Source organism: Fibrobacter sp. UWR3, assembly GCF_900143055.1.
GTDB lineage: Bacteria > Fibrobacterota > Fibrobacteria > Fibrobacterales > Fibrobacteraceae > Fibrobacter.
Genome location: NZ_FRCW01000005.1, coordinates 77,172 through 102,257, shown reverse-complemented (window position 1 = coordinate 102,257; position 25,086 = coordinate 77,172). Strand labels below are relative to the sequence as shown.

The window sequence follows — 25,086 nt, the reverse complement described above, 5'->3', positions numbered from 1 at the left end:
TAATTACTAATTACACACCTCACACTCCACACTCCACACTCCACACTCCACACCTCACACCTCACACCTCACACCTCACACCTCACACCTCACACCTCACACAAGTAATAGCCTATGACTGAAGGACAGAAAAATACGGGTTTGACTCCGGTACGGACGGCGCGGCTTATTGCCTGCGTGATTGCGCTTGTGGGCATGGTGTTCCTCTTTTTGGAACGCCTGCTTTCGGCAGTCCTCGTGATGGCTTCTGACGGAGTGAAACTGGGACTTGCCCGCTACAACAATTTTACGGGCCGGTTCGCCTCGCAGAACTTTGCGGAAGATCGCCAGTTGCTCAAGCTCCTCAAGGAGGTCCAGGACCTTCTGCCGAATGCCGAAAGCGCCCTGGCCGTATTCATGGTGATAGCGATTGTCCTGCTTGTAATCGCGGCGCTGGGGCTTGCCCTGCCCAAGCAGTTCGTGCATGTCCTTGTGGCGCTCAGGCTGCTCAAGTGGGAAACGGGCGAGGCCGCCCCGGAAGAGTCGGGCGAATCCCTGCGCGAAGTCATTGCGAAGGTGGGGAATGTCCCGCTCAAGAAGATTGCCCTGCCGGTTGCTGTCGTGGTGGCGGTTGTGGTTGCCTTTTTTGCAGTGCGTAGTTGCCACGAGACGGTGAAGGCCGCGTCGGTTTCCGATTCTATCGCGGAAATGCAGCAGAAGGCTGTCGAGTACATGGAAGCCCAGAAGGCGTTTTACGCGAAGAGCAAGGCGGTTGGCAATGCGGCGGCCCTGCAGATTCCCGACTCGCTATCGACAAGCGCATTTGACTACAAGGTAACGGGCGGTCGCTTTACTGCGGTTTCGAAGGTCCTGCTGGAAAATTGCCCCGCGGGGAGCAAGTGGAGCGTGAGCGCCTCTACGAAGGGGTTCTTCGAGAAGGAACTCGTGCTGTACCGCAGCGCCCCGAAGGACAGCGCCTGCGCGAAACTCACGCCCGACTTCAAGAAACTGGGGCGCAACCAGTAGTTTCTGCACGGATTTTACACGCTTTTGGGCCCGGAATATTCCGGAGCCCTTCTTTTTTTGCGCAAAAAAGGATAAATTCAGTATTAACCGGCGCGGGTGTGTCGGAATTTTTGTGCGGTATTAATTGGAGTACGCAATGAAATTGAACAGGATGTTGGTTGGGTTTGCCGTGGCAGGGTTGGTTTCGAACGCCGCGGCCATCGAGTGGGTAAACCAGTGCGCAAGCAACGGCTTTACGTTGATTGCCGAATCGGAGCATTTTGAGGTCTGCAAGAAGCCCAAGACGGATGACGGGCAGGCGAACAACGTGTCTATCCCTACGGCGGATGCGCAGGGCGTGCTTCAGTCGCTCGAGAAGGTTTTCTCGTTCTACATCGATTCGCTCGGATGGATGCTCCCGTTCCCGAGTAGCCCCGATAGGAAGCTCAAGAGCAACATCTACGTATTCGACAACTCCGTGATGGCGGCGCTCTACGGCGGGCAGGACTACGTGAAGGGCCTGAATGGCGAATACGGGCCCGGTATGTGGATTGGCGTGGGATCCCTCAAGGATTACTGGGGTACATCGCACGAGTTTGCGCACGGCCTGCAGGGAGTGGCGGGCTGGATGGGCAACAACAGCCATTCGGGCTGGTTTGCGGAATGCCATGCGAACTGGATGGCGCACCAGTACAACCCGAATGACGCCCACTGCGCGGAATACCTTATCAACTACCCGTTCCTCTACTACGGCTCTACGCGTGACCGTTACTGCAACTGGCAGTTCTTCGAACACCTCAAGGAGGAATTCGGCGGCGGCAATAAGGGCGCGCACGAGGTGAACCGTATATGGATGGAATCCATCCGCGATGGGGAAACCGGCCGCATGGAACAGACTCCGTTTACGGCCATGATGAAGGTTTACGGCTGGTCGCTCGATAGTTTGAACCAGCAGTTCGGCAAGTTCGCGATGAAGAACGCGACGCTCGAATATGCGCCCGCGAAAAAGGCGTTGTACAAGAAGTCCTGGGGCGATTACGAATTTGCGACGAGGCGCGAGGCTTCGGGCTGGGGCGACAATTACCGCAGGCACCCGCGCGTGACCATGCTGAACAAGATGGAATGTGCGGCGGGCGAGGCTGCTGGCGGGAATGCTGGCGAGGCGTGCGCGGACCGTTACATTTCGCCAAGCTATTGGGCTCCGCAGCGTTGGGGCTACAACCTGGTGCGCATCTACCCCGAAAAGGCGGGAAAGGTGACGGTCAAGTTCCGCGGAATCGTGCAGGACAAGCCGACCGTGAACGGTTACACCTGTTTTGGCGACAATACGGATTACTACATGGGCAAGACGTACAGGTGGTGCAACTACGCGCCGGATAAGCTGCCGGATCCGGCTTCGGGCTGGACGGTAGGCCTTGTGGCGGAAGGCAGCGATGGCACGCCGCGCTATAGCGAGATGAAGCATGGCACGGGATTCAATCTGGAAATCGAGACGAAGGCAAACGACAAGGCCTTATGGCTGGCCGTAACTGCAACGCCGACCGAGATGCAGACGATTCTCTGGGACCAGTTCTACTACAGTATTTACCGCTACCCGTACATGATCGAAGTCGTAAACGGCGCTCCCGAGGGTTACAACAAGGATTTCTGGAAGCCTTCGAATGCGAACGGCTACAAGCAGCATAGTAACGGCGGCGGCCTCGTGAGCAGCAAGGCGAAGGTCGATGCGAGCGTGTACGTGGGCCCCGACGCGGTCGTTAACGGCGGGACGATTAGTGGAAACGCGCGAATCGAGGATTTCGCGGTCGTTAACGGCGGGACAATTAGCGGGAATGCGACTGTCCGCGGGCGTGCGCTCGTAACCGCAGGTACAATTTCCGACGATGCCGTGCTCGAAGAAGATGCCTGGCTCGTGAGCGGTACCATCAGCGGGCACGCAAAGGTGGGGGCGATTTCGATTATCGTGAACACCACCGTGACGGACTACGCGCAGGTCTATGGCGTGATGTGGGCGGTAAACGGCAAGAAACTTTCCGGCACGGCACAGCTGCGCGGCGACCTCGAGAACAACTTCACGAAAGAACTTACGAAGGGCGTGTTCTACGGCATGGTCGACGACGGCATGCTGAACAATGCGAACTACGGCGCGAACCTCACGACGCCCCCGACCGACGCGACCGCAAGTATCGAGAATGCGCAGTGGTACACCGTAGCCGACGATTCTACGTCGGTAGGCCCCGGGGACGATTCGACGACGGTTAACCCGGTTCTTACGGGCAAGCGTGCTGTGGATTCGCAGAAACCGCGACTCTACTTCGATTCGAAGGAACAGTCCCTGTTTGTCCGCGTCAAGAAAAACGGACGCGAATACCGCTACCGCGTGAGCGGCAGCAAGCGGTAGGATTACAGGAAAAACTTCTGGTTGATTTCAATTTCAAGGCCTGCGTATTGCGGGCCGAATTTTTTGCGCAGCGTGGTGGTGAGCCCGTCGGAGGTGCCCTTGTACGGGTAGTTGAAACGCACCTTCATCTGCGGGTAAAGTCGCTTGATTTCGTCCTTGATGATTCGCGCGAGCTTGCATTCTGCGGGGCGGCTCGGGTCGTACAGGATTCCGATATCGGCATTGCGGGTCTTGCCGTTCAGTACGGGCGTAAAGCTGTGGATGCCGAGGTGAACGATGGCCGCTTCAGGTCGCTGAGCCTGTCGAAGCGACCCTATGTTTTTAGAGACAAACTTTTCGATGTTCTCGCGGTATTCCGTCCAGTAGGCGGTGGCTTGGGCCTTCATTTTTGCGGCGGTCGCGGGGTCGCGTTTTTCGAGTTGTTTATAGTAATCGCTGAATGCGCTCTTGTTCGTGATGGTGCGGTTCAGGTCGACGAACAGACGCGAAAATTTCCCTTCGCAGTGGAATTCGGGCTTTGCGAACTTCACCAGCTTGCTGAATACTGCGCACGCTCCGATGTCGTAGGCGCGGTGCGTTTCCAGGACTTTTGCGGGAACAGCTTTCTTGAACGCTGCGGGCAACTTGTTGCTGGCATGCTCGCAAGTGAGGATCAGAACGGACTTGGACGCGATTTTCTTTCGTCTTTCGTCTTTCGTCTTTCGTCTAATCACTCTTCCACTCCGTACAGTCTGTTCTCCGCAAGGCAGTGGGCGAGGCGGCCGTATTCGTACACGAAGTCGTCCCGGTCGGGGTCTGCACCGACGTTCTTCACGAGGGCGCTGGCGAGCGTTCCGCGTTTGAGCATGCTGGCGAGCAGTGCCTGCGAGTGGTCGGAAATCTTGCTGCGGACTTTCTCCGTGATGCGTTGTACGAGTTCGCCTGCGGTGATTTCGCTCGCGTCAATGTTCCAGACATTCAGGAAATCACGGTCGTTTATTACCGTCTTTTCGGCAAAACGCGTGGTGGCGAGCAGAATTTTCGCGAGGGCGTCCGTATCGAGTGCGCGGATTTGCGACTCATTCGCAAATTTGCCTTCCACAAGACCTTTCAATACGGCGACTTCCCATTCGGCAATCGCGATGTCTGCATCGGGGCATTCCTGGATGTCGACCAGGCGGATTTCTATGGCCCCGCGGTCAAAGCGCGCGATGGCTCCGCGGCTATTCAAGAAGAAGTGGTTCAGCAGGTGGTCGGGATCGTACGGTGCGATATCCGCCTTTACTTTGTTAAAAATCTGTTCCTCGTAATCCTTGTAGGTAAAGACCGCTTCGGGAATCACTTTGCCCGTGATGCTCGGGATTTTCTCCTGGTTGTGGCGGTAGGTCTCGATTCTCCCGTCCAGGTAACCGCAGTATTTGCTGTCCAAAAACGGGCTAGAGGCCGCTACGGCGGGAATCAGCGGGAGCAATGCGCGGATGGCTGCGTGCAATTTGCCGAATTCCTCATCGCCGTGGAAAGAGAGGTTGATGTGGGTGGATTGCAGGTTCGCCCAGCCGTGCCCCTTGCAGTTGAAAATGCGGTCGTATGCCTGGTAGATGTCGAGGCAGTCGTAGGGCCAGAGCTGCATTACGGCGGGGTCCATGAAGGGGTGCGCTGCCGTGGGCAAAAGCATCGCGTTGATGCTCTTGAGCGTTTCGTTCGCCTTCACGATTTCGTGATGGAAGGTCTTGCCCAAATGCTTGAGGCTGTCGACAGGTTCTGCGCACTTGAATTCCAGCACGTGGCTCACGAGTTCGTTTGAAAGCCCGATGGGGCCGTGTTCCACGTCAGAGAGCTGCTCGCCGTTCTTGTCTTTTCCGAGGGCCACGTCGGCACGCGGGAGCACGTCGAGCGTGTTTCTGTCCACGATCATGTACTCCATCTCGATGCCGTAACGTTGCCAAAGTTTGTAATTAGTCATTAGTCATTAGTTGTTAGTTAAAGTTAGGCGGCGAAGCCGCGATTATAAAAAGCCAATGACCATTGACTAATGACTATTGACCTTTTATATGATTTTTTTATCCGGAATTTTAGAACCATTCCTTCTCGTGCATTTGCAGTTTGTGTTGTGCGGCGTTCATGCGTTCCTCGATGCGGTGACGCAGCGACCTCATGACGGCAAGGTAAACTTTGCTCTTGCCTACGCCATCTTCGATGCCCGCGTCGATACTCGGGTTGTCGTTCACTTCAATCACAATCGGGTGGCCGTGCCATTCCTTCAGGTCGACACCATAGAGCCCGTTGCCAATCAGGCTGCAAATCTTGAGGGCGGTCTTCACGATTCCGTGCGGCACCATCTCTATAGGGATGCTTTCGCACTTACCCGAAAATTCTTCGCTTTGCTTGTCATTGCTTTCCCAGTTGTAGATTTGCCAGTGGCCCTTCGCCATGTGGTACTTGCAGGCGTAAAGCGGCTTGCCGTCGAGCACTCCCACGCGCCAGTCGAATTCCGTCGGGGTGAACTCCTGCGCAATAAGCAGGTCGCTGTGCTCGAACATCTCGTCGAGAATCTGCTCGAGTTCTTCCTTGTTGGTCGCCTTCTTCACGCCCATCGAAAAACTCGAATCCGGCGACTTGATGACCATCGGGAACCCGATTTCCTTGGCGAGCGTGTGGCGGTTTTCGGCGTGCGCGATAATCGTCTTGGGTGAGTGTATTTTTGCCGCCTGCATCAGTTCTTGCAGGTACACCTTGTTGGAGCAGCGCAATATGCTGTCCGGGTCGTCGATGACGGCGATGCCCAGCGACTGTGCACGGCGTGCAAAACTGTAGGTGTAGTGGTTCACGTTTGTCGTCTCGCGGATAAACAGCGCGTCGAATTCGCCCACTCGCGGGTAATCCTTGCGGGTAATCATCTCCACGCGGAATCCCGTATCTTCCGCCGCCTTCACAAAGTGCTGTATGGCTTCCGCGTTGCTCGGCGGCTCCACTTCATCCGGGTTCGTGAGGATGGCGAGGTCGTACAGGTAATCCTCTTCCTTGCTGGAGGCATAGCGGGTTTTTTCGAAGTATTCCTGCGCAAACTTGTCCACGAATTCCATGTGCGATTCGGGAATCTCGTCCACGCAAATCGGGCGGATGCTCTGGATGAACCACTTCTGCTTGAACACGAATTTCGCGCGAAGCAGCGGCGCCTGGAACAGGCGGTAGAGTTCCTGCGAAAGTTCCAGGTATTGCGGGCTCACGTTCTGCCCAAAGTAAATCGAGAGCACGAATTCTGTGCCGGTAAGCTTGTGCAGGCTCTTCTGAATCAGGTTATCGATTTCGTCGGAGATGTGCTTGATTACGGCCGGGGCCTTGAAGTCGCGCATGTTCTTGACGCCCGGGATAACCTTGTGCCCGCGGGCCTCGGCCAAAAGCGACACGTAGTAGCCCTTGCTCTGGTAACTGTAATCGCGGCAGAGGTTGAATACGCGCAGGTTGCGCTCGTTCGTGTACTTGCTCGAAATCAGGTAGTCCTGCGCCGAGATGATGTCTATGCCCGGAACGTGTAACTTCCAGTGCTTGGGATTGTTTACAACGATTAACTTTTTCATGATCCTATTTCTTATTCTCTATAACAAGCACGTTGCCGTCGTAGGTCATGACGCCGAGCAGTATGCTGTGGAGCAGGCGGAACTTGTCCACCTTGTAGTAAGGCGTCTTGTGCAACGGATTGGTGCCGTCGGGGTCGGCCACCATGAACTGTTTCTTTTCGTCGATGCCGTACACCACGACGAAATGCCCCATGGGCTCGCCGTGAATGTCGTCGAATACGGACTTGTCGTCTTTGCCGGTGAACTCGCGCATGCTGCGGTACAGGTAGGTGGCCGAAAGCCCGCAGAGCACGGGTACGCCCTTCTTGAAGTATTTTTCGAACATGGCGACGCGCAGGTCGGAAAAAGCAACGGTTCCGCCCAAATCGATAAAGCGGATGTACGCCTCGATGGCCTTGCGGAGCTTGGGAGCGTGTTTTGCCTTGTGCAAAAGTTCCAGCTTCGCCTTCAGTTCCGGCATGCTGAGAGTGCTCCACGTGGGGTCCAGGAGCGTGAGGTTGTACGAATGTAGCGTGACCTTGAACCCGCGCTTCAGGGCATCGATGCCGAGGAACACGCCGAGCGTTCCGCCGTCTTCCAAAAATTCAATTTCAGAAATGAGCTGCTTTAAAGAAATCTTGTAGCCGAGGTGGTTGTAGACCGCCTGGAGGCTTGTTGGCCCGCATGTCACATCGTCGGGCTGCTGCAGAATCTTGATGTCCATCGTATTGCCTTTTTATGCCTTTTAAGCCGGAGGTTTATCCGTTCTCGTCTAGCGGCTGTCGGGATGTTTTCCCGGGTCGTCAATGGGTATGTCAAATATAAAAATTAGTCGTGGATGGCGTTCTTGAGGCCTTCGATAAGGCGTGCGAATGCGGCGTCCGTCTCCATTTCCTTCTTGACGCTCTTGATGGCGTGAACCACGGTGGAGTGGTCCTTGCCGCCGAAGCGAGAGCCGATGCTCTGCAGGCTGATGGAGGAACATTCGCGCATGAGGTACATCGCGACTTGGCGGGCCTTGGAAATTTCCTTGGTGCCGCGGCCGGGTTCTGTGAGTTTGGCCTCGGGAACCTCGTAGTGCTGCGATACCGTGTGGAGAACGGCATCGAGGCTTACGCGGCGGCGGAGAGTCGGGGCGATTTCTGCTGCGACCTTCTGCGCGATGCTCATGTCGATATCGTGGTTCATCAGGCTCGACTGCAGCGTGAGCTTGATGATGGCGCTTTCGAGGCAGCGCACGTTGCTTGCAATCTTTTCGGCGAGGAAGTGCAGCACCTCGTCGCTAATCTCGAGGTGGCGTTCTTCGGCCTTCTTGTGGAGAATGGCTTCGCGGGTTTCCACGTCGGGCGGCTGGATGTCCACAGTAAGGCCCCAGGAGAAGCGGCTCACGAGGCGGTCGGAGAGGTTCTTCACTTCGCCCGCGGGCGCATCGGAGGTAAGCACGATCTGCTTGCCGGCCTGGTGCAGCGCGTTGAATATGAGGAAGAACTCGTTCTGCGTCTCGTATTTGCCGGTCCAGTTCTGGATATCGTCGATGAGGAGGATGTCGACTTCGTTACGGTAGAAGTCGCTCATCTCGGTCACGCGACCGTCGCGCAGGCACTTCATGTACTGCTGCGAAAAGTCTTCGCTGGTAAGGTAGCACACACGCTTGTTCGGGTCTTCTTCGAGCACGTAGTTGCCGATGGCCTGCAGCAGGTGAGTCTTGCCGAGGCCCGAGGAACCGTAGATGAACAGCGGGTTGTACTGCGTGCCGTCGGGATTCTTTGCGACAGCGATTGCCGCATTGAACGCGAGCTGCGCCTTGTCGCCGGGCACAAAATTCTCGAAGCGGAAACTGGGGGAGAGAGGCACGCTCGGCTTGAGGAAATCCCTGAAGCTGTTGTCGGTCTCGGTATTTGCCTTCGGGGCAACTTCCTGCGGCTGGAACTCGAATTCCATGGGGGTCTCGCTGTGCGTGGCCTCTTTCCAGCCGAGCTTGATGAGTTCCTTGTAGGCGGCATAGACCTTAGTATCCAGTCCGGGCTGCACCGAAATGACGGCGTGACCGGTGGTCTGGTTTACCATCTTGGTCTGGGCGAAATAAGTCTTATAGACGGAATCGGAGAGCATTCCGCGCAGGTAGTTCAGACATCTTTCCCATTCGACTTGCATAACGCGTTCTATCCCTTGTCCGGCAGTTTCCGGGACACGAAAATCTATCAACAGTTGGACTCTAAATTTATAAAAAATATGCTTTGATGTTGATAAGTCTAGCGAGGTGACCCTGAAAAAGGCCTTTTTCGAGGTCGAACCGGCACCGTAAGTCCTTGATACACCGTAAGTTATGAATTCCGGCGTGCGGTGGGCTGCTCAACCCACCTTCCGGGCCTGGAAGCTCCCCGAAAGACGGTATTTTGTACAAACTAACAGGCTGCTTTGGCACGCGCCGGCGGTTTTGGCCCGGTTCTCTGCCAGCCTGTTTTGGGCCTTGTTTTTTGCCGAAATTTCTATATTTGAGCCCGTATGGAATACCTTGATAAACTTGATTACGTGATATGGCTGCCCCTTTTGCTGTGGGTGGCTCTCTATTTTTGGTTCTGGCGTTTCTCGTACCCGCTTTTTATGCATAAGATGGTCAAGAAGGGGCAAAGATGGGCGTATGTCTCGGGCTCGTCCGCCGAAATCCATTCCCGTAAGGCGAAACTTCGCCTGCTGAATTTCGTGTTCTCGCTCGTTGCCTCGGTCGCGCTCTCGGTGAGCGTATGCTGGCTGTTCCGCAGGTTCGGCATTTGCGAGCCGGTCTACGGCCTTGTGGCGATTGCCCCGGCGATGATTCTGGCCGCAGTGCTCTACAGTATTGCGATGGGCAGGATTGCCGCGATGTTCACCTCCGCATATTTCTTGGAATACCGCAAGGTGCGCTACGAGACGGAAAGCAAGGGCACGTTCATGAGCGAGCCCGATATCCACAACCGTACTATCTGGAGTTACAACAAGAAGCTCCGCCACGCGCAGGAACACAGGCGTTTTTGGAAGTACGTGAGGGCGATGGCGAAGACGAAGAAGATTCCGCCCGATGTCTACGCCGAGACGATGTACTAGTTTTGGCGCGAATGTCGAAGGGTGACGGACAAAAGGGTGATTAGGATTTTATAACTTTATGTACAAGGTCATTAGTCAATGGTCATTAGTTTTTTTTTGCGGTAATGCCGCCTGACTTCAACTAATAACTAATGACTAACAACTAATAACTAGTAACTAGAAAATGGCGAATATACTTGATTCACTTGGAATGGGCGAGGATGTGCTCGAAGGCAAGAAGGCGTGGCTTTACGCCGAGGAAATCCTGCTGCACGTTTCGCGTACGTTCGCGCTCAATATCAATGTGCTCAAGGGACGGCTCCACAGGAGCATCCTGCTTGCGTACCTGTACCTGCGCATAGCCGATACGGTGGAAGACGACCCCGACATGAAGGCCTCCGAGAAGGAGGTGCTGCTCGGGAAATTCGCCGACATTTTTAGGACCGCCGATTTGCCCGATGGGGCGATTGCCGCGTTCGAGGATGCCCTGCCCGAAAACTGGCGCAAGTCCGATCACCCGTACATGAACCTGTGCCTGCATACGCACGTGGTAGTGCCGCTCCTGAAGGAACTGCCCGAGGTCTATGCCGCCCCGGTGCGCGCCGTGACTATCGAGATGTGCCATGGCATGGCGAAGTTTGCGCTTAGGCAGGAGGCCGCGCTCTCTTCCGGCTGGTTTACGCTCGAGAGTATCGCCGACCTGGACGAGTACTGCTATTACGTTGCGGGCATTGTCGGGAAGCTGCTCACGAATCTGTTTGCGGCCGATACCTGCCTGATTGGCGATGCGCGCAAGGCCGAGATGCAAAAACTTGACGTGAGTTTCGGGCTTGCGCTCCAGGTGGCGAACATCGTGAAGGACTGCATGGAGGATTCGACCCGCAGGGTGTGCTTTGTGCCCGAGGAAATCTGCCGCCGCCACGGCTTCGAGCATTCCTACGACATGTTCAACCTGCCGGTAGGGGTAGCGGACGAGGTGCGGGCCGATTTCGAGGCACGCCGTGCCGCCGTGATGGAAGAACTCGTGAAGAAGGCGTGGGGGCACCTGGACGATGCCATCGCGTACACGAAGCTCGTGCCGAACGTGAAGATGCGTACCCGACTCTTCTGCCTGTGGCCGCTCTTTATGGCAGCAGAGAACATGAAGCTTATCGGCGACGGCTCGGGCCTGTTTGCCGCCGACAAGAAGATGAAGATTACCCGCGATACGGTGAAGCGCATCGTGAAGTCCACGTCGATGCATTTCTATTCCGACCGCTGGATTGAGAAAACCTATTTGCAATTGAAAAAAGGGGTGATGTCATCCTGAGCGGAGTGCGTAGCACGAAGTCGAAGGATCTCCCTGTGAAATTAAGAGTATAAGGCAACGTATGAAGTTCTACAACAAATGGCCGTTCCATATTGCCGTAATCGTTTTTAGCATTGTGGCAGACCAGCTCACGAAACTGTGGGCGCTTGCCCGGTTCACGAACGAGACCGGCGCGCCGAACCATGACGTGATAAACATCCTCGGCGAATTCCTGCGCTTTCAGCTGGTGTTCAACAAGGGTGCCGCGTTCAGCAGCCGCCCGCAAGACCTGATGCCGTTCCTTTCGCCGACCGTATTCTTTATATTGATATCGCTTGTCGCCGTCGTAGTGATGGGCTGGTTCTACAAAAATATCGACAAGCGCGACTGGATGAGCCGCCTTGGCGTGGTGATGATTCTCGGCGGTGCGATTGGCAACTTCATTGACCGCATGCGCCTCCAGATGGTCGTGGACTTTATCGACTGCGACTTGCCCGACTTTATCATGACGCGCTTCCCGACGTTCAACGTCGCGGATTCCTTCGTCACGGTAGGTGTCGCCATCGTGATTCTTTCACCGTTTATCCTGAAAGAGATTCACAAACAAATTAAGGAAGAAAAGGAACAGGCTAAGGAAAAAACCTCCGGAGAGCAGGAGGGATAGCGCTTATTTTCATTTCTTTTGTGTTATTTTAAGGGCAAATCGACCCCGTAATAGAGCGTATTTTCGTGCAGTTCTAAAATTTGTTGTAGCTCTGCATTTGCTGCTTTACAAATGCGTTCGCGAAAGTTTGTACGAATAACGGCGTTGTCTATCTCTTTGCGGCGTTTTTTTGACATATTAAGGAATTGTAATTCTTGGTCTATACCTAGAAAACGTCTATTTAAAAGATTTGCTGCAATTCCTGTAGTAGAGCTTCCGCAGAACGGGTCAAGAATCCACGCATTTTCTTTTGTAGATGCTTGTATTATGCGGGCCAAAAGCGGCAAAGGCTTTTGCGTAGGGTGTTTACCACAAGTTTTTTCCCAGCGTCCAATGGCTGGCATCTGCCATACATCGCGCATTTGCGTCCCGCCATTAATTTGCTTCATTAACTCGTAATTATAGTAGTGCGGAGTCTTCTTGTTTTTTCTTGCCCACAGAATGAATTCGGTAGAATGAGTGAAGAACTTGCAACTTAGATTAGGTGGCGGATTAGTCTTTGCCCAAGTGATGCAGTTGAGAATTCTAAAATTTAATTCATTTAACATCTGGGCGACAGAGAAAATATTATGATATGTGCCGGAGATCCAGATTGTTCCGTTTTCTTTTAAATGTTCTCGGCATGCTGATAGCCACCGGCGATTAAATTCGTTATCTTTTTCAAATCCTTGTGATTTATCCCAATCCCCTTTATTCACACTGACTTGCTTTCCACTTTGAACAGAGATTCCTCCATTAGATAGAAAATAAGGTGGATCTGCAAAAATCATATCAAATTGGAAATCAAGTTCAGAAAGAACCTTGATGCAATCCCCCTTAACAAGATTGAAATCATGCTTTTTTGATTTATAGAAGGCCTTAAGCATTGTTACGAACAAATTTATTACTTACCGATTTAATGGCATTGAAGCTTTTATCACGTTCATATAATCCGCAGTTCCGTCAACATAATCTTTTAGTATATGCAAAATATTTCTAAACATATATGCACCTTCGTTTCGCTTCTCGCATAAACAGAATAATTCAATAACAAGCGCGATATAATCCATCGGCAAAGTGTGAAAAGCATTCAAATTACCAAATTTTTCCATTATATAAGATAACGATTGCGGTTCATATGCATTTCGTTCTTCAACTGTATCAAAAGGTCTGCATTTGTCATAAAAATCAATATAATAGTTAAGAACCTCTTTAATTTCATTTGGGTAAATGTGCGATTTAATCATTAAATCAACTACCCAATATGTGTGAATTGGTGGTTCCGGTCTTTGATCTTTGCCTTTGCGAAGTATTTTTACGACAAAATCTAATTCAGGATGCGCGCCACGATTTCCTTGAAACATTGCTACAATTATGCCATTAGACAAAACAAATGTCTTTATAGCTTTTTTTGCTGGTCTTAACTGAAAGAGAGATCCGTCATGATAATAATTTGTATTATAAGCATTGTCCATAGTTGAGGTTGTCATCTAAAAATCTCCTTCATTATTCCATTTTCTATATCATGAATGCAGTAGATATGCTCCAGTACATCAAAAGTTTCTTCCAAATTATTTTTTGCGGAACCCCAGCCTAGACCGTCTGTAAACCAAACAAATTCAAAATTTGGAATCGTCTTGGCTTCGTTCGCAATCGTCTTATAGCTTCTTGCGGTCTCATTTAATTTAGAACCACTGCTGCCATAGAAATTTGTTTCAATGGCGTAAATCTTTTCCCCTGTCTTTACTACGAAATCGAACCGCTTTTCCATTTTTCCTTGGTTTGATATGGCGGATAAATTTATATTCCATTTCTTCGAAATGTCTGAAATATACATCTCTTTAAAATAGTTCTTATCCTTTATAAATCCCGCTCTCCTAATGAATACTTCTACAAGGTCCTCCATTAAATGACCGCCACGATTTTTGCGACCATTAGAATCTAAACCAGTTTCAACTCCTGTTACATAATCAACTAGATTGCCAATCAAATGATTTTGCATTAAATCGAATAATCCGGATTTTTCCATAAATTCTGAATAAGCAGCAATGTCATATATCATGCCGCCAAATTCATAAACAAACATTCCGTTTTCATCGCTTATAGGGATTTCTGTACTACGGACTGCCAAAAGAATGGGAATGCATTTAATTACTTCTGGATATTTAGCAAGAATCGACTCAAAATCCTGCTTGATGTTTTTTGAGCCAATTAATGAATTCAAAATGTTTAGCTCAATTTTTATTGAGTCTACATTTCGGAATACTTTGTTGAAATCAACATAGTATGAATAAGTTGCAATACTTTCACGAAAAGTCTCCAACCATTTAGTGAAATTTCGTTTAACCATAGACACTCCTAGAACATTCTGCTACATTACTAATTAGTAGCTCGTTTATTGCTCCACGTTTTTTTGCGTTAGAATTAATCATTCTAGATGCTGAAACTCGCTTGATTGTGAATTTTTTATAGAGGTTGTCAAAAAATGTATCTTCTTCACAAATGTTTTTTGGGTCGGAATTACTTGTAACAACGATAGCTTTTCTATTCGAAATCTCTTCAATGAATTTGGCTAGTTTGATTTGTTCTTTATCACCAAAAGCGTTTTCATTGTATGATGTAAATGCCGCAGTTTGTGTTAAAGGCCTATATGGAGGATCTAAATATACGAATGTTTTATTATCTATAAAATCGTTGCATTGACTATAACTGCCAACAGTCATTTTAACATTTTTTAGAAGTGTTGAACAGGCCTTCAGGTTTTCTTCATCACAAAGAAGAGGTCTCTTCGCATTATTGAACGGAACGTTGAATAATCCTTTTGAATTAACGCGGAATAAACCGTTGAAGCATGTTTTGTTAAGAAATATAAAAAGTACTGCTTTTTCAAGATTCTCTTTTTTATTTCCATTAACTTTTAGTGTGTTAAAGCGGTCTCTCTTCTCGAAATAAAGGGATTTATTGTCTTCAGGGGAGGAACTCCAATATTTCTCTTGCATTTTTGCTAGTTCATCAATCATCCCTGAACAATTTTCTTTTATCTGCTTGTATGTGTTAATGAGTTCTGCATTAATGTCATTAATTAACACTTCATTCGGAAGAGCCTTAGATAGTACGTCGAAAAGAACTGCACCACCACCCACGAATGGTTCACAGTATTTTTCTATATGCGATGGGTAATATTTGCGGATTTCCTCCAAAAGTTGAGTTTTCCCGCCCACCCACTTAATAAAAGGTTTGGCATCTTGCTTCATATTTGGGAAAATAGTAAAATAAAATGGCAGAAAATGTCAAAAATGGAAAAAAGTGATTACGCACATCAAATAACTATATATCACTAAGAATTCTTTCGCTTGGTGGCTTGCAGAGAATCTATTCCAGAATATATGCTTTTGTGATTTCTGCGGTATATGCCATGTGGATGTCTCGTTTACCATTGCTACTCTTCGGGTAGAATTTCTCAAGATCATCGGGAAAGATTGCCTTTTCGTCCTGTAACTGTTTGTAGACCACCTTGCATTCAAGTACGAGCGGATATTCCTTGACGGCAGGAACGCTCACTGTTTCTCCGTCTACATAGCTGAAACCGAACTCCTTTGCCTTGTCTATGTCGCGACCGCTGTTGGACCCGCACTGGGCGATGAGTTTTTTTGGGGAGCTTTCTCGCGGAATACTTATGGTAAATTCACCGTTTTTTTCGAGGAATTCAAAAGTATAACGGCTCGTTCGCACGAATGTTGTAAAGAGGACTCGGTTCCATTCGATGCCGACCGAGCCCCACGAGATGCTCATCGTGTTTGCTTTACCGTCGGCGGATGCCGTCAATAGTACTCCACTCTTAACGGCGTTGATAATTTCGTTTGTGTACTCGAGAACGTTGATTTCTTTTTTCATAGCAGATCTTCGATCTTATACCCGAATTTCACGATTGCTCCGGATTCCCTGATCCGGAGATTTTTTTTGTGGGCGAGGCCTTCGAGAATGGCGTCGTCGATGCGCCCCTGTATCTGGTCGGGTGAGCCTTCGAAGGAAATTTCTGCGGGTTCCTGTGCGCCGTCGGGCAGCCACTCGCGGGCGGGGATTCCGGCTGCTTCCTTGATGATGGCTGCAACCCGGTAGTCGGGGTCGATTTCGAAGATTTGCTCGTAGATAAAGGTGTCGTCGTCGGGAGTGTTCGCCTTGCAGGTAAATGCGGGTTCAGTCGAAAGCCTGAGCGCCTTCGGATCGCAAACCGATATGGAGCCCTTGTAGCCTTGAGCGTTAAACCATTCCCAGACCTTGTTAATCATAATACCTTTTTCCGCAGATTGTTCTTCTTGTCCCATATTTATAATTAAATTTTGGACATGACAAGGTTAAATGTTATTTTATTGGCAATTATCGCGACCTTTTTGTGTTTCGCCTGCTCTAATCCCGAAGTGGAGAACGAAATCCGCCTGCTCGAATCGAAGAAAGTAGAACTTGAGGGCCAGATACAGGCTCTGCAGGTCCAGGTCGATTCTCTCCAGAAAGAAAACAAGAAAATGCAGGATAAGCTATCCGCGCTCGACATGAACTAGGCGCGGATAGCGGGCAAGCCTAGCCAATCCAGTTCATGCGCCCGGTAAAGCGAACCTCTTCGGGGACGACCTCGAATGTGCAGCTGATTTCGACAGCGGCGTTTTTCGGGAGTGCGCTCACGCCGACGGCGGTACGGGCGTGCTTCCCGTTTTCACCGAGAATCTGGACTGCGAGTTCGCTTGCGCCGTTGAGGATAGCGGGCTGCTCGTGGAAGTCCGCGGCGGACTGCACAAAGCCCTGCATCTGCACGAGCTTGAGGGTTTCGCCGTGTTCGAGTTTTGTCATGGCGGCGGCGATGTTGTTCAGGAGGCAGATGCGGGCGGCTTCGGTAGCCTTTTCAATGGAAAGTTCGTTCGGGACTGTGCCGCAATAGGCAGAAAAATCCCCCTTCACGGAAGGGAGCTGGCCCGATACTGCAATCACGTTGCCGAAGCGCGTCGCGGGTACGTATGCGGCAAGCGGTGCGGGGCATTCGGGTAGGGTGAGCGCCAGTTCTTCGACTTTCTTCTTGATATCCATAAAGTTCTCCTGTTATTCGTGTACAAGATAACAAAAAATATTGCCTACTTGTTCTTGAACACCTTGACAAAGCAGAATACGCATAGTCCGATAATTGCCGCCCAGGACGAGAGCATAAAAACGAGTCCGCTGGTGGTGAATTCTGCATCCATGTTATGCCTCCTTCTGTGTTTCGGTTTCGTCGGAATTGCCCATGGGCATCTTCTGTATGTCCGCGTTACGGCCCTGTTCTGCGGTGCCGCCCTTGCGCCATGCGTATGCGATGGCGACGTTCAGGAGCACGATGACGAGCAGCAGGAACCCGCGGAACGCCCAGGTGAAGCCCTTCTGCGGGAATTCCATACCGAGGAAGGTGACCTTCGCCGTGTCGGCGATGTTGCTGAGCGTGATAATCGGGAGGCCGTCTGTAAACGTGAACGAGATGAGCAGGATGATGAGGTATGCCGGGCAAACGTACTGGATGATGGGCCTGAAGAAGCGGGGGAGCTTTAGCTTTGCACCCACGTTCATGAGACCGAAGGCGACGTTCTCGTTCGGGTCGCCGATGGTGTCTTCGCCCTGGTAGAACGATTCGTTCGAGATGACCGCCTTGCGGCGCCCGAGCACGAAACTGAACATGATGGCCTGGATGGCCCCGAACACCACGAGCAGGAAGGTGCCGCCCCAGAAGTCGAGTTCGTCGACCGTACCTGCGGCAAGCCCGAAGATGGCGGTGAGGCTACCGATAAACGTGATGGTGCTGATGGTCGCCACGGACTTTTTGCGGGAGAACTTGAGGTCGTCTTCGCAGAAGCTGATGAGCGGCTGGATGATTGAAATCGCACTCGTGATGCCCGCAAAGAATAGCATCGCGAACCAGATGGTCTGCAACAGGCCCCCGAGCGGGAGCGTGCCGAACACGTAGGGCATGGTCTGGAAGCCGAGGCCGAAGGTGCCGAGCTTTGCGCACTGCTCGATGTTCGCGCCCGCGATAAGCACGGCTATCGGGATGACGACCGTACCGCCGATGATGATTTCGGCAAAACCGTTCGTGGCGCTAGCGGTAAGCGAAGAAAGCGTGAGGTCTTCCTTGGGCTTGAGGTAGCTTGCGTAGCAGAAGATGATGCCCATGCCGAGGCTCATGGTGAAGAACACCTGGCCTGCTGCCGCCATCCACACCTTGGGGCTGGCGAGTTCGGAAAGGTTCGGGTTCCACATGAAGGCGAGACCCTTGCCGATACCGTCGAGTGTGAGCACACGTGCTACGAGAATAAGGCCCATGATAAGGAGGATCGGCATGCATATCTTGTTCGCGCGCTCGATGCCCTTGCGCACGCCGAACGAGAGCACTCCCATGTTGCAGGCGAACGTGATGAGGAAGAATATGAGGGCTACGGGAACGGGGCCCACGCAGGTCTTGAGCATGATGAAGTCGCTGAAGAACTGGGTGACCGCCTCGGGCCCGAGGGCGACCTTCTCCATGAGGGTGCCGTTGAGCGAATAGAATGCGAACGCGAGAATCCACGACTGGATGAACACGTAGTAGAACACGATGAAGATGGGCGGCAAAAGCCCGATGGACCCGAGATGCTTGGCCCAACCCTTCTTCTTGTGGAAAATGATGTGGAACGTGCTCGGGGCGGTGCCGTAGTTGTGGCTGCCCGCATAGCGCCCGAGGCTCCATTCCATCCACGCGAGGGGAATCCCGAGAAACACGAAAGCGATGAGGTAGGGGATGATAAAGGCGCCGCCACCGTTGGTGGCCGCCTGCACCGGGAAGCGCAAGAAGTTGCCAAGCCCGACGGCGGAACCTGCGACAGCGAGGATTACGCCCAGCTTGGAACCCCAGTTTTCACGATTGCCTTGCATTGCGATACACTCCGTTTAGTAATCAAGACAAATTTAATTATTTGTCACGGAGTTGCAACTGCGTTGCAAGTTATTTTATCTGAGCGCGCTTAGCGGTCCTTTACCAGACGGAGCGCGAGGGCCTGCGCCTTGTACGTCCTGAAACCGGTGAAGTCTTCGCCTGCATACGTGCCGCCCCAGCGGATGGCGTAAACCTTGTCGACTTCGGTAGATGTCCAGAAGTGCGCGCCCTTGCCGCCGTAGAGGTATTCCCCGTTGGGCATGTGGCGGCCCGACGGGAGGGCGTTGAACCCGACCTCGTCGGCACCTGCGGGGCAGCCGTCCGGGTCCTTTTTCCAGCCCTTCCTGGACTTGAGCGCGGTCCCGAATTCGGTATCGGCGATGCTATCGACATACGCCTTGAGTTCCTTCCATTCGGCATCGCTCGGAATGTGCCAGCCCTCGGGTGCGATGCCCCTGTAGGTGGCATTGCGTTCCTCGTCGGTTGTGAAAGCGACATTGTCGTTCATCTTGCCGTCGAACCCCATCAGTTCCGCCCAGGTGTATAGCCTGCCGTACCGAGTCTCGTTTTCGGTCTTGTTCTCGTAAACGACACTGCCCGGGCAGTCATAGTCGAAGTTCTCGGCGAACCATTCCTGGTTGCCAATCTTTACAGTACGGTACGTGCGGCCGTCCCTGGGGTCTGTAAAGGTGCTGAATTCCGGCTCCATAGGCGTGCCCTTGCTTACTTGTTGTTCGCGCGGATCAGGTTGAGGGCCGAACCTGCCTTGAACCATGCCCACTGCTGTTCGTTGTAGGTGTGGCTGAGGGCGATGTTATCGACGGAGCCATCCTTGTGGTGGGCGACGAGGGTGAACTCGGAACCCGGGGCGAACTTGGTGAGGCCCACGATGTCAAACACGTCTTGTTCCTGGATCTTGTCGTAGTCGGCGGCGTTCTTGAAGGTGAGGGCGAGCATGCCCTGCTTCTTGAGGTTCGTCTCGTGGATGCGGGCGAAGCTCTTCACGATTACGGCCTTCACGCCGAGGAAGCGCGGTTCCATGGCGGCGTGTTCGCGGCTGGAGCCTTCGCCGTAGTTTTCGTCACCGATGACGATGGAGCCCGTGCCCTTGGCCTTGTAAATCTTGGCGAGTTCGGGGACTTCCTTGTACTGCCCGCACTGGCAGAGGACCTTGTTCGTTTCGCCGTTGAAGGCGTTCACGGCGCCGATGAGCATGTTGTTCGAAATGTTTTCGAGGTGACCGCGGTAGTTGAGCCACGGACCGGCCATGGAGATGTGGTCGGTGGTGCACTTGCCCTTGGCCTTGATGAGGAGCGGGGCACCGGCGATGTCCTTGCCGTCCCAGGCGGCGAACGGGGCGAGGGCCTGGAGGCGCTTGCTTTCGGGGTTGATGGAAACGGTAATCATGGAACCGTCTTCGGCAGGAGCCTGGTAGCCGGCGTCCTTGACTTCGAAGCCCTTCGGCGGGAGTTCGCACTGCTCTGGCGGGTCGAGCTTCACGGCCTTGCCTTCGTTGTTCACGAGGGTGTCGGTCATCGGGTTGAAGCGGATGTCGCCGCTGAGGGCTGCAATCACGGCCATGAGCGGGGAGGCGACGAAGGCGTGCGTGTTCGGGTTGCCGTCGGCGCGTTTCGCGAAGTTGCGGTTGAAACTGTGGACGATGGTGTTGAGTTCCTTCTTGTCGGCACCGGCGCGGTCCCAGCGGCCAATGCAAGGACCGCAGGCGTTCGTCATGATTGTGGCGCCGAACTGCTTGAACAGGTCGATGAGACCGTCGCGTTCGGCGGTGTAGCGCACCTGTTCGGAACCCGGGTTGATGAGGAGCGGGCACTTCGGGCTGAGACCCTTCGCGAGGGCCTGCTTGATCATGTTCGCTGCCATGAACAAATCTTCGTAGCTGGAGTTCGTGCAGCTGCCGATGAGTGCGGCGCTTACGACCGGCGTAGATTCCGGCTTGGTTTCGGTGGCCTTGAGGCTTTCTGCCATGTCGGTCACGGCGTAGGCGCGGTCCGGGCTGAACGGGCCGTTGAAGTGCGGCACGAGCGTGTTCAAGTCGATTTCGACGACGCGGTCAAAGTACTTTTCTGGATTTGCTTCGACTTCGGGGTCGGCCTTGAGGTGTTCTGCAATCTTGTCGGCGGCGGCGGCAACGTCGGCACGGCCTGTAGCGCGGAGGTAGCGGCTCATGGAGTCGTCGTAGCTGAAGGTGGAGCAGGTAGCGCCCACTTCGGCACCCATGTTCGCAATCGTTGCCTTGCCTGTGGCGGAGAGGCTACGAGCGCCTTCGCCGAAGTATTCGATAATGGCGTTGGTGCCGCCCTTCACGGTCAGGATGCCAGCGAGCTTCAGGATGATGTCTTTGGCGGTTGCGAAGCCCTGGAGTTTGCCGGTGAGCTTCACGCCAATCATCTTCGGGTACTTGAGTTCCCACGGGAGGCCCACCATGGCATCCACGGCGTCTGCACCGCCCACGCCAATGGCGAGCATGCCGAGGCCGCCAGCGTTCACGGTGTGGGAGTCGGTACCGATCATCATTCCACCCGGGAAGGCGTAGTTTTCGAGCACCACCTGGTGGATGATGCCTGCACCCGGGAGCCAGCAGTCAATGCCGTACTTGGCAGACACGGACTGGAGAAAATCGTAAACTTCCTTGCTTTCTTCCTTCGCGCGGGGGAGGTCCTTTTCGACACCTTCGCGGGCGATAATCAGGTGGTCGCAGTGCACGGAGCTCGGCACTGCCACGCGGGCCTTGCCGGCGGTGGTGAACTGCAAAAGGGCCATCTGGGCGGTTGCATCCTGCATGGCCACGCGGTCGGGGTGGAATTCGGCAAAATCCTTGCCGCGCTCGTAAGTCCTGTTCTCGGCGCCATCGATCAGGTGGCTGTAGATAATCTTTTCGGCGAGGGTGAGCGGACGGCCCAACTGCTTGCGGGCAGCTTCAACGCGGGCGGGAATGCGGGCATACACGCCCTGGATCATGTCGAAATTGAAAAGCATAGTCTCTTTGGGTTATAGGTTGAATTTTCGGGCGTAAAGATAGAAAATTATCGGGTCACAATGCGGTGGGCGATGTTGTTCCACAGGTTGTCGATGTGGCCTTCGCCGAGCCGCAAGCGTTGCGGGAGCGTTGGCGTGCGGTCGTAGAGCATCTGGATGTATTCGTCCTTCTGCCCGCCAAAATCAAGAATCTCGACGGTATAGACGCTTGGGATGCGCGGGCTTCGTGTATTGCGGATGGCAACGACAGTTCCCGTAACCTGCAAGGTGTACATCTTCTTCGATATGGTGAGGCTGATGGGCTCGCCTAGGTTCAGGATGTTCAGTTCGTCGGTAAAGATGTCCACTCCGTGTTCCGTCAACTTCGTGGTAATGCCCTCGATTTCGTGTCCGTCCTGCTTTTTCACCATCACGTTCTCGGCGGCAAGGACCTTCACGGGTTCGCTGTCGGAGTCGCGGCCCATCCCGAGGAATAAGCACATGGTGAGGTAGTAGGCGTTGCGGAAAAGCCAGAAGAGAACGGCGAGAATTTCGATGTATCCGAGTGCGATAATCATGTAGCCCATGTGGACGATACCCGCGAGAGTGAGTACGAGCAATACGGCAAACGGGGCGATAGTCTTCCCGTCGGCCTGCGGTCGGACTGCGCGCTTGTCTTTCTGGGTCACCTTGAACTTGGAAAGCGTCATACCCAGAGTCTCTTTGACGATGGGCAAAAGCAGGAACGGCATGACGGATGTCTCGTAGATGCCGCTCCAGCGGGCGCTGATCTTCCCGTGGCTTGTGAAGCGGAGGGCCCACATCGACATCAGGTGCATCGGGAGCCAGAAGAGGGCGAGGTCGATAAGTGTACACTTGAAAATCGGGATGCAGAATACGGCGAACATCAGGGGCGAAAGCAGGTAGATCAGGTTCTTGACAGGGGAGAACCAGTAAAGTACGGAACTCAGGTAACTCAGTTTTTGCGAGATGTTCAACTTGCGGTTGAACATAAACTTGAGCTGCTTTGTGGTCGCAATGACGCCGCGTCCCCAGCGGGTGCGCTGCTGGATGTGTTCCTTGAATGTCGAGGGCGCAATGCCCGATGCGAGCGGTTGCGAAAGACCGAGGCTCACAAAGCCTGCCGATTCGATCAGCATGCCTGTCGCAAAGTCTTCCGTGATGGATTTCGTGTAGAATCCGCCGATGGCGTCAAGTGCCTTGCGCGAAATAATCGTGTTCGACCCGCCGTAAATCACGCTGTTTGTTGATGTCTTTGCCGCCTCGATGACGCAGTAGAAGTAGTCCTGCTCATTAGGGACCTTCGTTTCGGCGTAGAGGTTGTGCTGGAACACGTCGGGCGTGTAGAAACTTTGCGGTGTCTGGATAAACCCGAGCGGGCGGCGCGTTTCTTCGGGGAGGCTTTCGTTGATGCGTTCGGCGTCTACAAAATAGGGGATAGTCTTGAGCAGGAACTTCCTCTGCGGAATCATGTCCGCGTCAAAAGTCACCACGTAGGGCGAACTCGTGCGGGCGAGTGCCGCGTTCAGGTTACCCGCCTTCGCGCCCTCGTTATTCGGGCGGTCGAAGTAGTTTATCTCCAGTTCCTCGGCGAGTTTGCGCATTTCGCTACGGCGGTTGTCGTCGCACAGGTAGATATGCACCTTCGACCTGTCGGGGTAATCCATGTGCTTGCAGCCGATAATCGTCTTGCGCAAAAGTTCGGGCGGTTCGTTATAAGTCGAAATGAAAACATCCACGTCGGGGTAATCCGCGTCGGCAATTTCGGGCAGGGGATGTTCCCGTAGCTTGAGCATTCCGCCGTAGTGTATGAGCGATTCGATAAAGCCGAGGACTTCTATGGCGAGCAGGATGCAGCTTCCGATGATGGCAATCCAGCCGTAGGCATACGGAATGGAACATGTAAAACGCCAGCATAGATAAATTAACGTGAAGAAAGTGCTCAGGAAGAGAAACAGGTCGCCGAGTAATTGCTTTGCTGGCCTGGAGTTGAATTTTTTCGCGCTTTCGTTCTTGCTGAATTTAAGCAGGTCGTCGTACGTGCGAACCTTGCTGTAGCGGAAACGCTTCCTGATTTTCTGGATAAGGAAAGCGACAAGGATTACGATAAAGACGGGAATGGCGAAAATCCCCCACACAATATAGGGCTTCGTGCGGGCGAGAATCTTGAAACTCGATACGGGCTCATAGATGAGCGGAATCTTGTTCAGGTCCTTGCCCTGGAAAAGAGCCCGCGCATAGAGGCCCGAAAGGCTCAGGTCGCTTTCGGCAAGGGAATCCACTGCACGTGAATCGGCACGCACCATGGCGGATTCCTCTTCCTTGTTGGACATGCTCCAGATGGTGTAGCTCAGGTGCAGGGAATCTAGGGTGGCGTACCACTGCTTGACGCTTTCCAGATCAATCTTTCCGTCGCCGCTCGCTTCGCAGAGTCCGCTTTCGGTAATGAAGATGGGGGTGCCGCCGCCTACGACTTCCTTGAGGAGTGCAAGCGATTCGCCCTTGTGGGAAGTGGCGTAGAAGTGAAACGAATACATCACGTTGTCGAAGGCCACCGGGTCCTTTGCCGGCTCCTGGATTTCGCGGTCGTAATTCGGGGTGCCGATGAGAATCAGGGCGTCGGGCTTGTGCCTGCGGATAACGGGAATGATGATGTTCGCGTATTCCTTGATGTCTTCCCAGGTGCAGTCTCCGTTGGGTTCGTTGCAGATTTCGAAAATCACGTTTGGGACGTTCGCGTATTCCTTTGCCATCATGTTGAAGAAATTGATGGCTTCGGCAAGGTTCTCGTTCGGGTTGTTGTCGATGAGAATATGCCAGTCCACCATCACGTACATGTCGTTCTCGATGGCGTACTGCACGCCCTTCCGCAGAATCTCGAGGTTCTTTTCGCGGTCGCCGTGCACGTAGTCGTACGAATACATGGCTAGGCGAATCAGGTTTGTGTTCCATTCCCTGCTGAGTTGGCGGAAAAGGTTGGTGTTTACGTATTGCGGGAACCAGGTGAGCCCGTGGGTACTCGCGCCCTTGATGACAACCTGGTTGCCATGTTCGTCGAAGAGGTTCGTGCCTTCTACATGGAGCTTCCCGTTTATGGAGGGGCGGGCATTTATGACGCTGGTTGTGTCGGCGCTGGCCATTGCGGCAAGGAACAGCGTGCAGATGGCGAATATGCGAATAATTCTCTGGAATGAAGTCATGCTAGAA

22 protein-coding genes are annotated in these 25,086 nt (G+C 53.0%); 6 read left to right on the top strand and 16 right to left on the bottom strand.

Annotated elements, in window-relative coordinates; translation table 11 throughout:
* The first annotated feature begins 114 nt into the window (after positions 1–114).
* Both BUA44_RS08060 and BUA44_RS08055 read left to right on the top strand, forming a co-directional pair.
* Entirely contained in the window at positions 115–1,005 is an 891-nt protein-coding gene (locus tag BUA44_RS08060) for a hypothetical protein (protein ID WP_072810641.1), read from the top strand.
* Between the two features lie 136 nt (positions 1,006–1,141).
* Positions 1,142–3,385, top strand: a complete 2,244-nt coding sequence (locus BUA44_RS08055) for a DUF6055 domain-containing protein (RefSeq protein ID WP_255370491.1) — start codon at positions 1,142–1,144, stop codon at positions 3,383–3,385.
* A 2-nt stretch (positions 3,386–3,387) separates the two neighbouring features.
* Here BUA44_RS08055 and BUA44_RS08050 read toward each other — a convergent pair whose 3' ends face one another.
* The 5 genes from BUA44_RS08050 to dnaA form a co-directional block, all read right to left on the bottom strand.
* Entirely contained in the window at positions 3,388–4,098 is a 711-nt protein-coding gene (locus BUA44_RS08050) for an N-formylglutamate amidohydrolase (RefSeq protein WP_178348772.1), read from the bottom strand.
* The gene (locus BUA44_RS08045) at positions 4,095–5,327 is read right to left on the bottom strand and encodes a glutamate-cysteine ligase family protein (RefSeq protein ID WP_072810639.1); all 1,233 of its coding nucleotides are present in this window, start codon (positions 5,325–5,327) and stop codon (positions 4,095–4,097) included. Before BUA44_RS08045 ends, BUA44_RS08050 begins: the two co-directional genes overlap by 4 nt.
* 109 nt (positions 5,328–5,436) lie before the next feature.
* Positions 5,437–6,942, bottom strand: a complete 1,506-nt coding sequence (locus tag BUA44_RS08040) for a RimK family protein (RefSeq protein WP_072810637.1) — start codon at positions 6,940–6,942, stop codon at positions 5,437–5,439.
* A gap of 4 nt (positions 6,943–6,946) precedes the next feature.
* A complete protein-coding gene (locus BUA44_RS08035; RefSeq protein ID WP_072810635.1) occupies positions 6,947–7,645 on the bottom strand; it encodes a cysteine peptidase family C39 domain-containing protein in 699 nt (232 codons plus the stop codon).
* A 104-nt stretch (positions 7,646–7,749) separates the two neighbouring features.
* Positions 7,750–9,075, bottom strand: coding sequence for a chromosomal replication initiator protein DnaA (dnaA, locus tag BUA44_RS08030; protein WP_072810633.1), 1,326 nt, complete (start codon positions 9,073–9,075; stop codon positions 7,750–7,752).
* 351 nt (positions 9,076–9,426) lie between these two features.
* Here dnaA and BUA44_RS08025 point away from each other — a divergent pair, with 351 nt between their 5' ends.
* From BUA44_RS08025 to lspA, 3 genes are all read left to right on the top strand, one after another.
* Positions 9,427–10,005 carry a hypothetical protein gene (locus tag BUA44_RS08025; RefSeq protein ID WP_072810631.1) on the top strand — a complete coding sequence of 193 codons (579 nt, stop codon included), beginning with the start codon at positions 9,427–9,429 and terminating at the stop codon, positions 10,003–10,005.
* Between the two features lie 163 nt (positions 10,006–10,168).
* Positions 10,169–11,293, top strand: a complete 1,125-nt coding sequence (locus tag BUA44_RS08020) for a squalene/phytoene synthase family protein (RefSeq protein ID WP_072810629.1) — start codon at positions 10,169–10,171, stop codon at positions 11,291–11,293.
* 61 nt (positions 11,294–11,354) lie between these two features.
* On the top strand, positions 11,355–11,936 hold the full coding sequence (gene lspA / locus BUA44_RS08015; protein WP_072810627.1) for a signal peptidase II: 582 nt from the start codon (positions 11,355–11,357) through the stop codon (positions 11,934–11,936).
* Between the two features lie 23 nt (positions 11,937–11,959).
* Here lspA and BUA44_RS08010 read toward each other — a convergent pair whose 3' ends face one another.
* The 6 genes from BUA44_RS08010 to BUA44_RS07985 all read right to left on the bottom strand — a co-directional run bounded on the left by BUA44_RS08010 (position 11,960) and on the right by BUA44_RS07985 (position 16,243).
* The gene (locus BUA44_RS08010; RefSeq protein WP_072811036.1) at positions 11,960–12,841 is read right to left on the bottom strand and encodes a DNA-methyltransferase; all 882 of its coding nucleotides are present in this window, start codon (positions 12,839–12,841) and stop codon (positions 11,960–11,962) included.
* A 21-nt stretch (positions 12,842–12,862) separates the two neighbouring features.
* A complete protein-coding gene (locus BUA44_RS08005; protein WP_072810624.1) occupies positions 12,863–13,444 on the bottom strand; it encodes a hypothetical protein in 582 nt (193 codons plus the stop codon).
* Positions 13,441–14,304, bottom strand: a complete 864-nt coding sequence (locus BUA44_RS08000) for a type II restriction endonuclease (RefSeq protein WP_072810622.1) — start codon at positions 14,302–14,304, stop codon at positions 13,441–13,443. The genes BUA44_RS08005 and BUA44_RS08000 overlap by 4 nt, the downstream gene beginning before the upstream one ends.
* Entirely contained in the window at positions 14,297–15,208 is a 912-nt protein-coding gene (locus BUA44_RS07995) for a DNA adenine methylase (RefSeq protein WP_072810619.1), read from the bottom strand. Before BUA44_RS07995 ends, BUA44_RS08000 begins: the two co-directional genes overlap by 8 nt.
* 118 nt (positions 15,209–15,326) lie before the next feature.
* Positions 15,327–15,848 (bottom strand): flavin reductase family protein, encoded by a 522-nt coding sequence (locus tag BUA44_RS07990; protein ID WP_072810617.1) that lies wholly within the window; start codon positions 15,846–15,848, stop codon positions 15,327–15,329.
* Positions 15,845–16,243, bottom strand: a complete 399-nt coding sequence (locus BUA44_RS07985) for a hypothetical protein (RefSeq protein WP_072810615.1) — start codon at positions 16,241–16,243, stop codon at positions 15,845–15,847. The genes BUA44_RS07990 and BUA44_RS07985 overlap by 4 nt, the downstream gene beginning before the upstream one ends.
* Before the next feature lie 57 nt (positions 16,244–16,300).
* Between BUA44_RS07985 and BUA44_RS07980 the strand changes: the two genes are divergently transcribed.
* Positions 16,301–16,513: a hypothetical protein gene (locus BUA44_RS07980; protein ID WP_139258695.1), complete on the top strand. Its 213-nt coding sequence runs from the start codon at positions 16,301–16,303 to the stop codon at positions 16,511–16,513.
* Positions 16,514–16,532: 19 nt separating this feature from the next.
* Here BUA44_RS07980 and BUA44_RS07975 read toward each other — a convergent pair whose 3' ends face one another.
* The 5 genes from BUA44_RS07975 to BUA44_RS07955 all read right to left on the bottom strand — a co-directional run bounded on the left by BUA44_RS07975 (position 16,533) and on the right by BUA44_RS07955 (position 25,079).
* On the bottom strand, positions 16,533–17,033 hold the full coding sequence (locus BUA44_RS07975) for a RidA family protein (RefSeq protein ID WP_072810611.1): 501 nt from the start codon (positions 17,031–17,033) through the stop codon (positions 16,533–16,535).
* A 153-nt stretch (positions 17,034–17,186) separates the two neighbouring features.
* The gene (locus BUA44_RS07970) at positions 17,187–18,881 is read right to left on the bottom strand and encodes a sodium-dependent transporter (RefSeq protein ID WP_072810608.1); all 1,695 of its coding nucleotides are present in this window, start codon (positions 18,879–18,881) and stop codon (positions 17,187–17,189) included.
* Between the two features lie 89 nt (positions 18,882–18,970).
* A complete protein-coding gene (locus tag BUA44_RS07965) occupies positions 18,971–19,591 on the bottom strand; it encodes an FISUMP domain-containing protein (protein WP_072810607.1) in 621 nt (206 codons plus the stop codon).
* Positions 19,592–19,605: 14 nt separating this feature from the next.
* Positions 19,606–21,879, bottom strand: coding sequence for an aconitate hydratase (locus tag BUA44_RS07960; RefSeq protein WP_072810605.1), 2,274 nt, complete (start codon positions 21,877–21,879; stop codon positions 19,606–19,608).
* 47 nt (positions 21,880–21,926) lie between these two features.
* Positions 21,927–25,079, bottom strand: coding sequence for a cellulase family glycosylhydrolase (locus BUA44_RS07955; RefSeq protein ID WP_218587600.1), 3,153 nt, complete (start codon positions 25,077–25,079; stop codon positions 21,927–21,929).
* Positions 25,080–25,086 lie beyond the last annotated feature (7 nt).

Coding starts and splice junctions, on each gene's coding strand:
- BUA44_RS08060 (WP_072810641.1), top strand. CDS start 115: ATGACTGAAGGACAGAAAAATACGGGTTTGACTCCGGTACGGACGGCG.
- BUA44_RS08055 (WP_255370491.1), top strand. CDS start 1,142: ATGAAATTGAACAGGATGTTGGTTGGGTTTGCCGTGGCAGGGTTGGTT.
- BUA44_RS08045 (WP_072810639.1), bottom strand. CDS start 5,327: ATGACTAATTACAAACTTTGGCAACGTTACGGCATCGAGATGGAGTAC.
- BUA44_RS08040 (WP_072810637.1), bottom strand. CDS start 6,942: ATGAAAAAGTTAATCGTTGTAAACAATCCCAAGCACTGGAAGTTACAC.
- BUA44_RS08035 (WP_072810635.1), bottom strand. CDS start 7,645: ATGGACATCAAGATTCTGCAGCAGCCCGACGATGTGACATGCGGGCCA.
- dnaA (WP_072810633.1), bottom strand. CDS start 9,075: ATGCAAGTCGAATGGGAAAGATGTCTGAACTACCTGCGCGGAATGCTC.
- BUA44_RS08025 (WP_072810631.1), top strand. CDS start 9,427: ATGGAATACCTTGATAAACTTGATTACGTGATATGGCTGCCCCTTTTG.
- BUA44_RS08020 (WP_072810629.1), top strand. CDS start 10,169: ATGGCGAATATACTTGATTCACTTGGAATGGGCGAGGATGTGCTCGAA.
- lspA (WP_072810627.1), top strand. CDS start 11,355: ATGAAGTTCTACAACAAATGGCCGTTCCATATTGCCGTAATCGTTTTT.
- BUA44_RS08010 (WP_072811036.1), bottom strand. CDS start 12,841: ATGCTTAAGGCCTTCTATAAATCAAAAAAGCATGATTTCAATCTTGTT.
- BUA44_RS08005 (WP_072810624.1), bottom strand. CDS start 13,444: ATGACAACCTCAACTATGGACAATGCTTATAATACAAATTATTATCAT.
- BUA44_RS08000 (WP_072810622.1), bottom strand. CDS start 14,304: ATGGTTAAACGAAATTTCACTAAATGGTTGGAGACTTTTCGTGAAAGT.
- BUA44_RS07995 (WP_072810619.1), bottom strand. CDS start 15,208: ATGAAGCAAGATGCCAAACCTTTTATTAAGTGGGTGGGCGGGAAAACT.
- BUA44_RS07990 (WP_072810617.1), bottom strand. CDS start 15,848: ATGAAAAAAGAAATCAACGTTCTCGAGTACACAAACGAAATTATCAAC.
- BUA44_RS07985 (WP_072810615.1), bottom strand. CDS start 16,243: ATGATTAACAAGGTCTGGGAATGGTTTAACGCTCAAGGCTACAAGGGC.
- BUA44_RS07980 (WP_139258695.1), top strand. CDS start 16,301: ATGACAAGGTTAAATGTTATTTTATTGGCAATTATCGCGACCTTTTTG.
- BUA44_RS07975 (WP_072810611.1), bottom strand. CDS start 17,033: ATGGATATCAAGAAGAAAGTCGAAGAACTGGCGCTCACCCTACCCGAA.
- BUA44_RS07970 (WP_072810608.1), bottom strand. CDS start 18,881: ATGCAAGGCAATCGTGAAAACTGGGGTTCCAAGCTGGGCGTAATCCTC.
- BUA44_RS07965 (WP_072810607.1), bottom strand. CDS start 19,591: ATGGAGCCGGAATTCAGCACCTTTACAGACCCCAGGGACGGCCGCACG.
- BUA44_RS07960 (WP_072810605.1), bottom strand. CDS start 21,879: ATGCTTTTCAATTTCGACATGATCCAGGGCGTGTATGCCCGCATTCCC.
- BUA44_RS07955 (WP_218587600.1), bottom strand. CDS start 25,079: ATGACTTCATTCCAGAGAATTATTCGCATATTCGCCATCTGCACGCTG.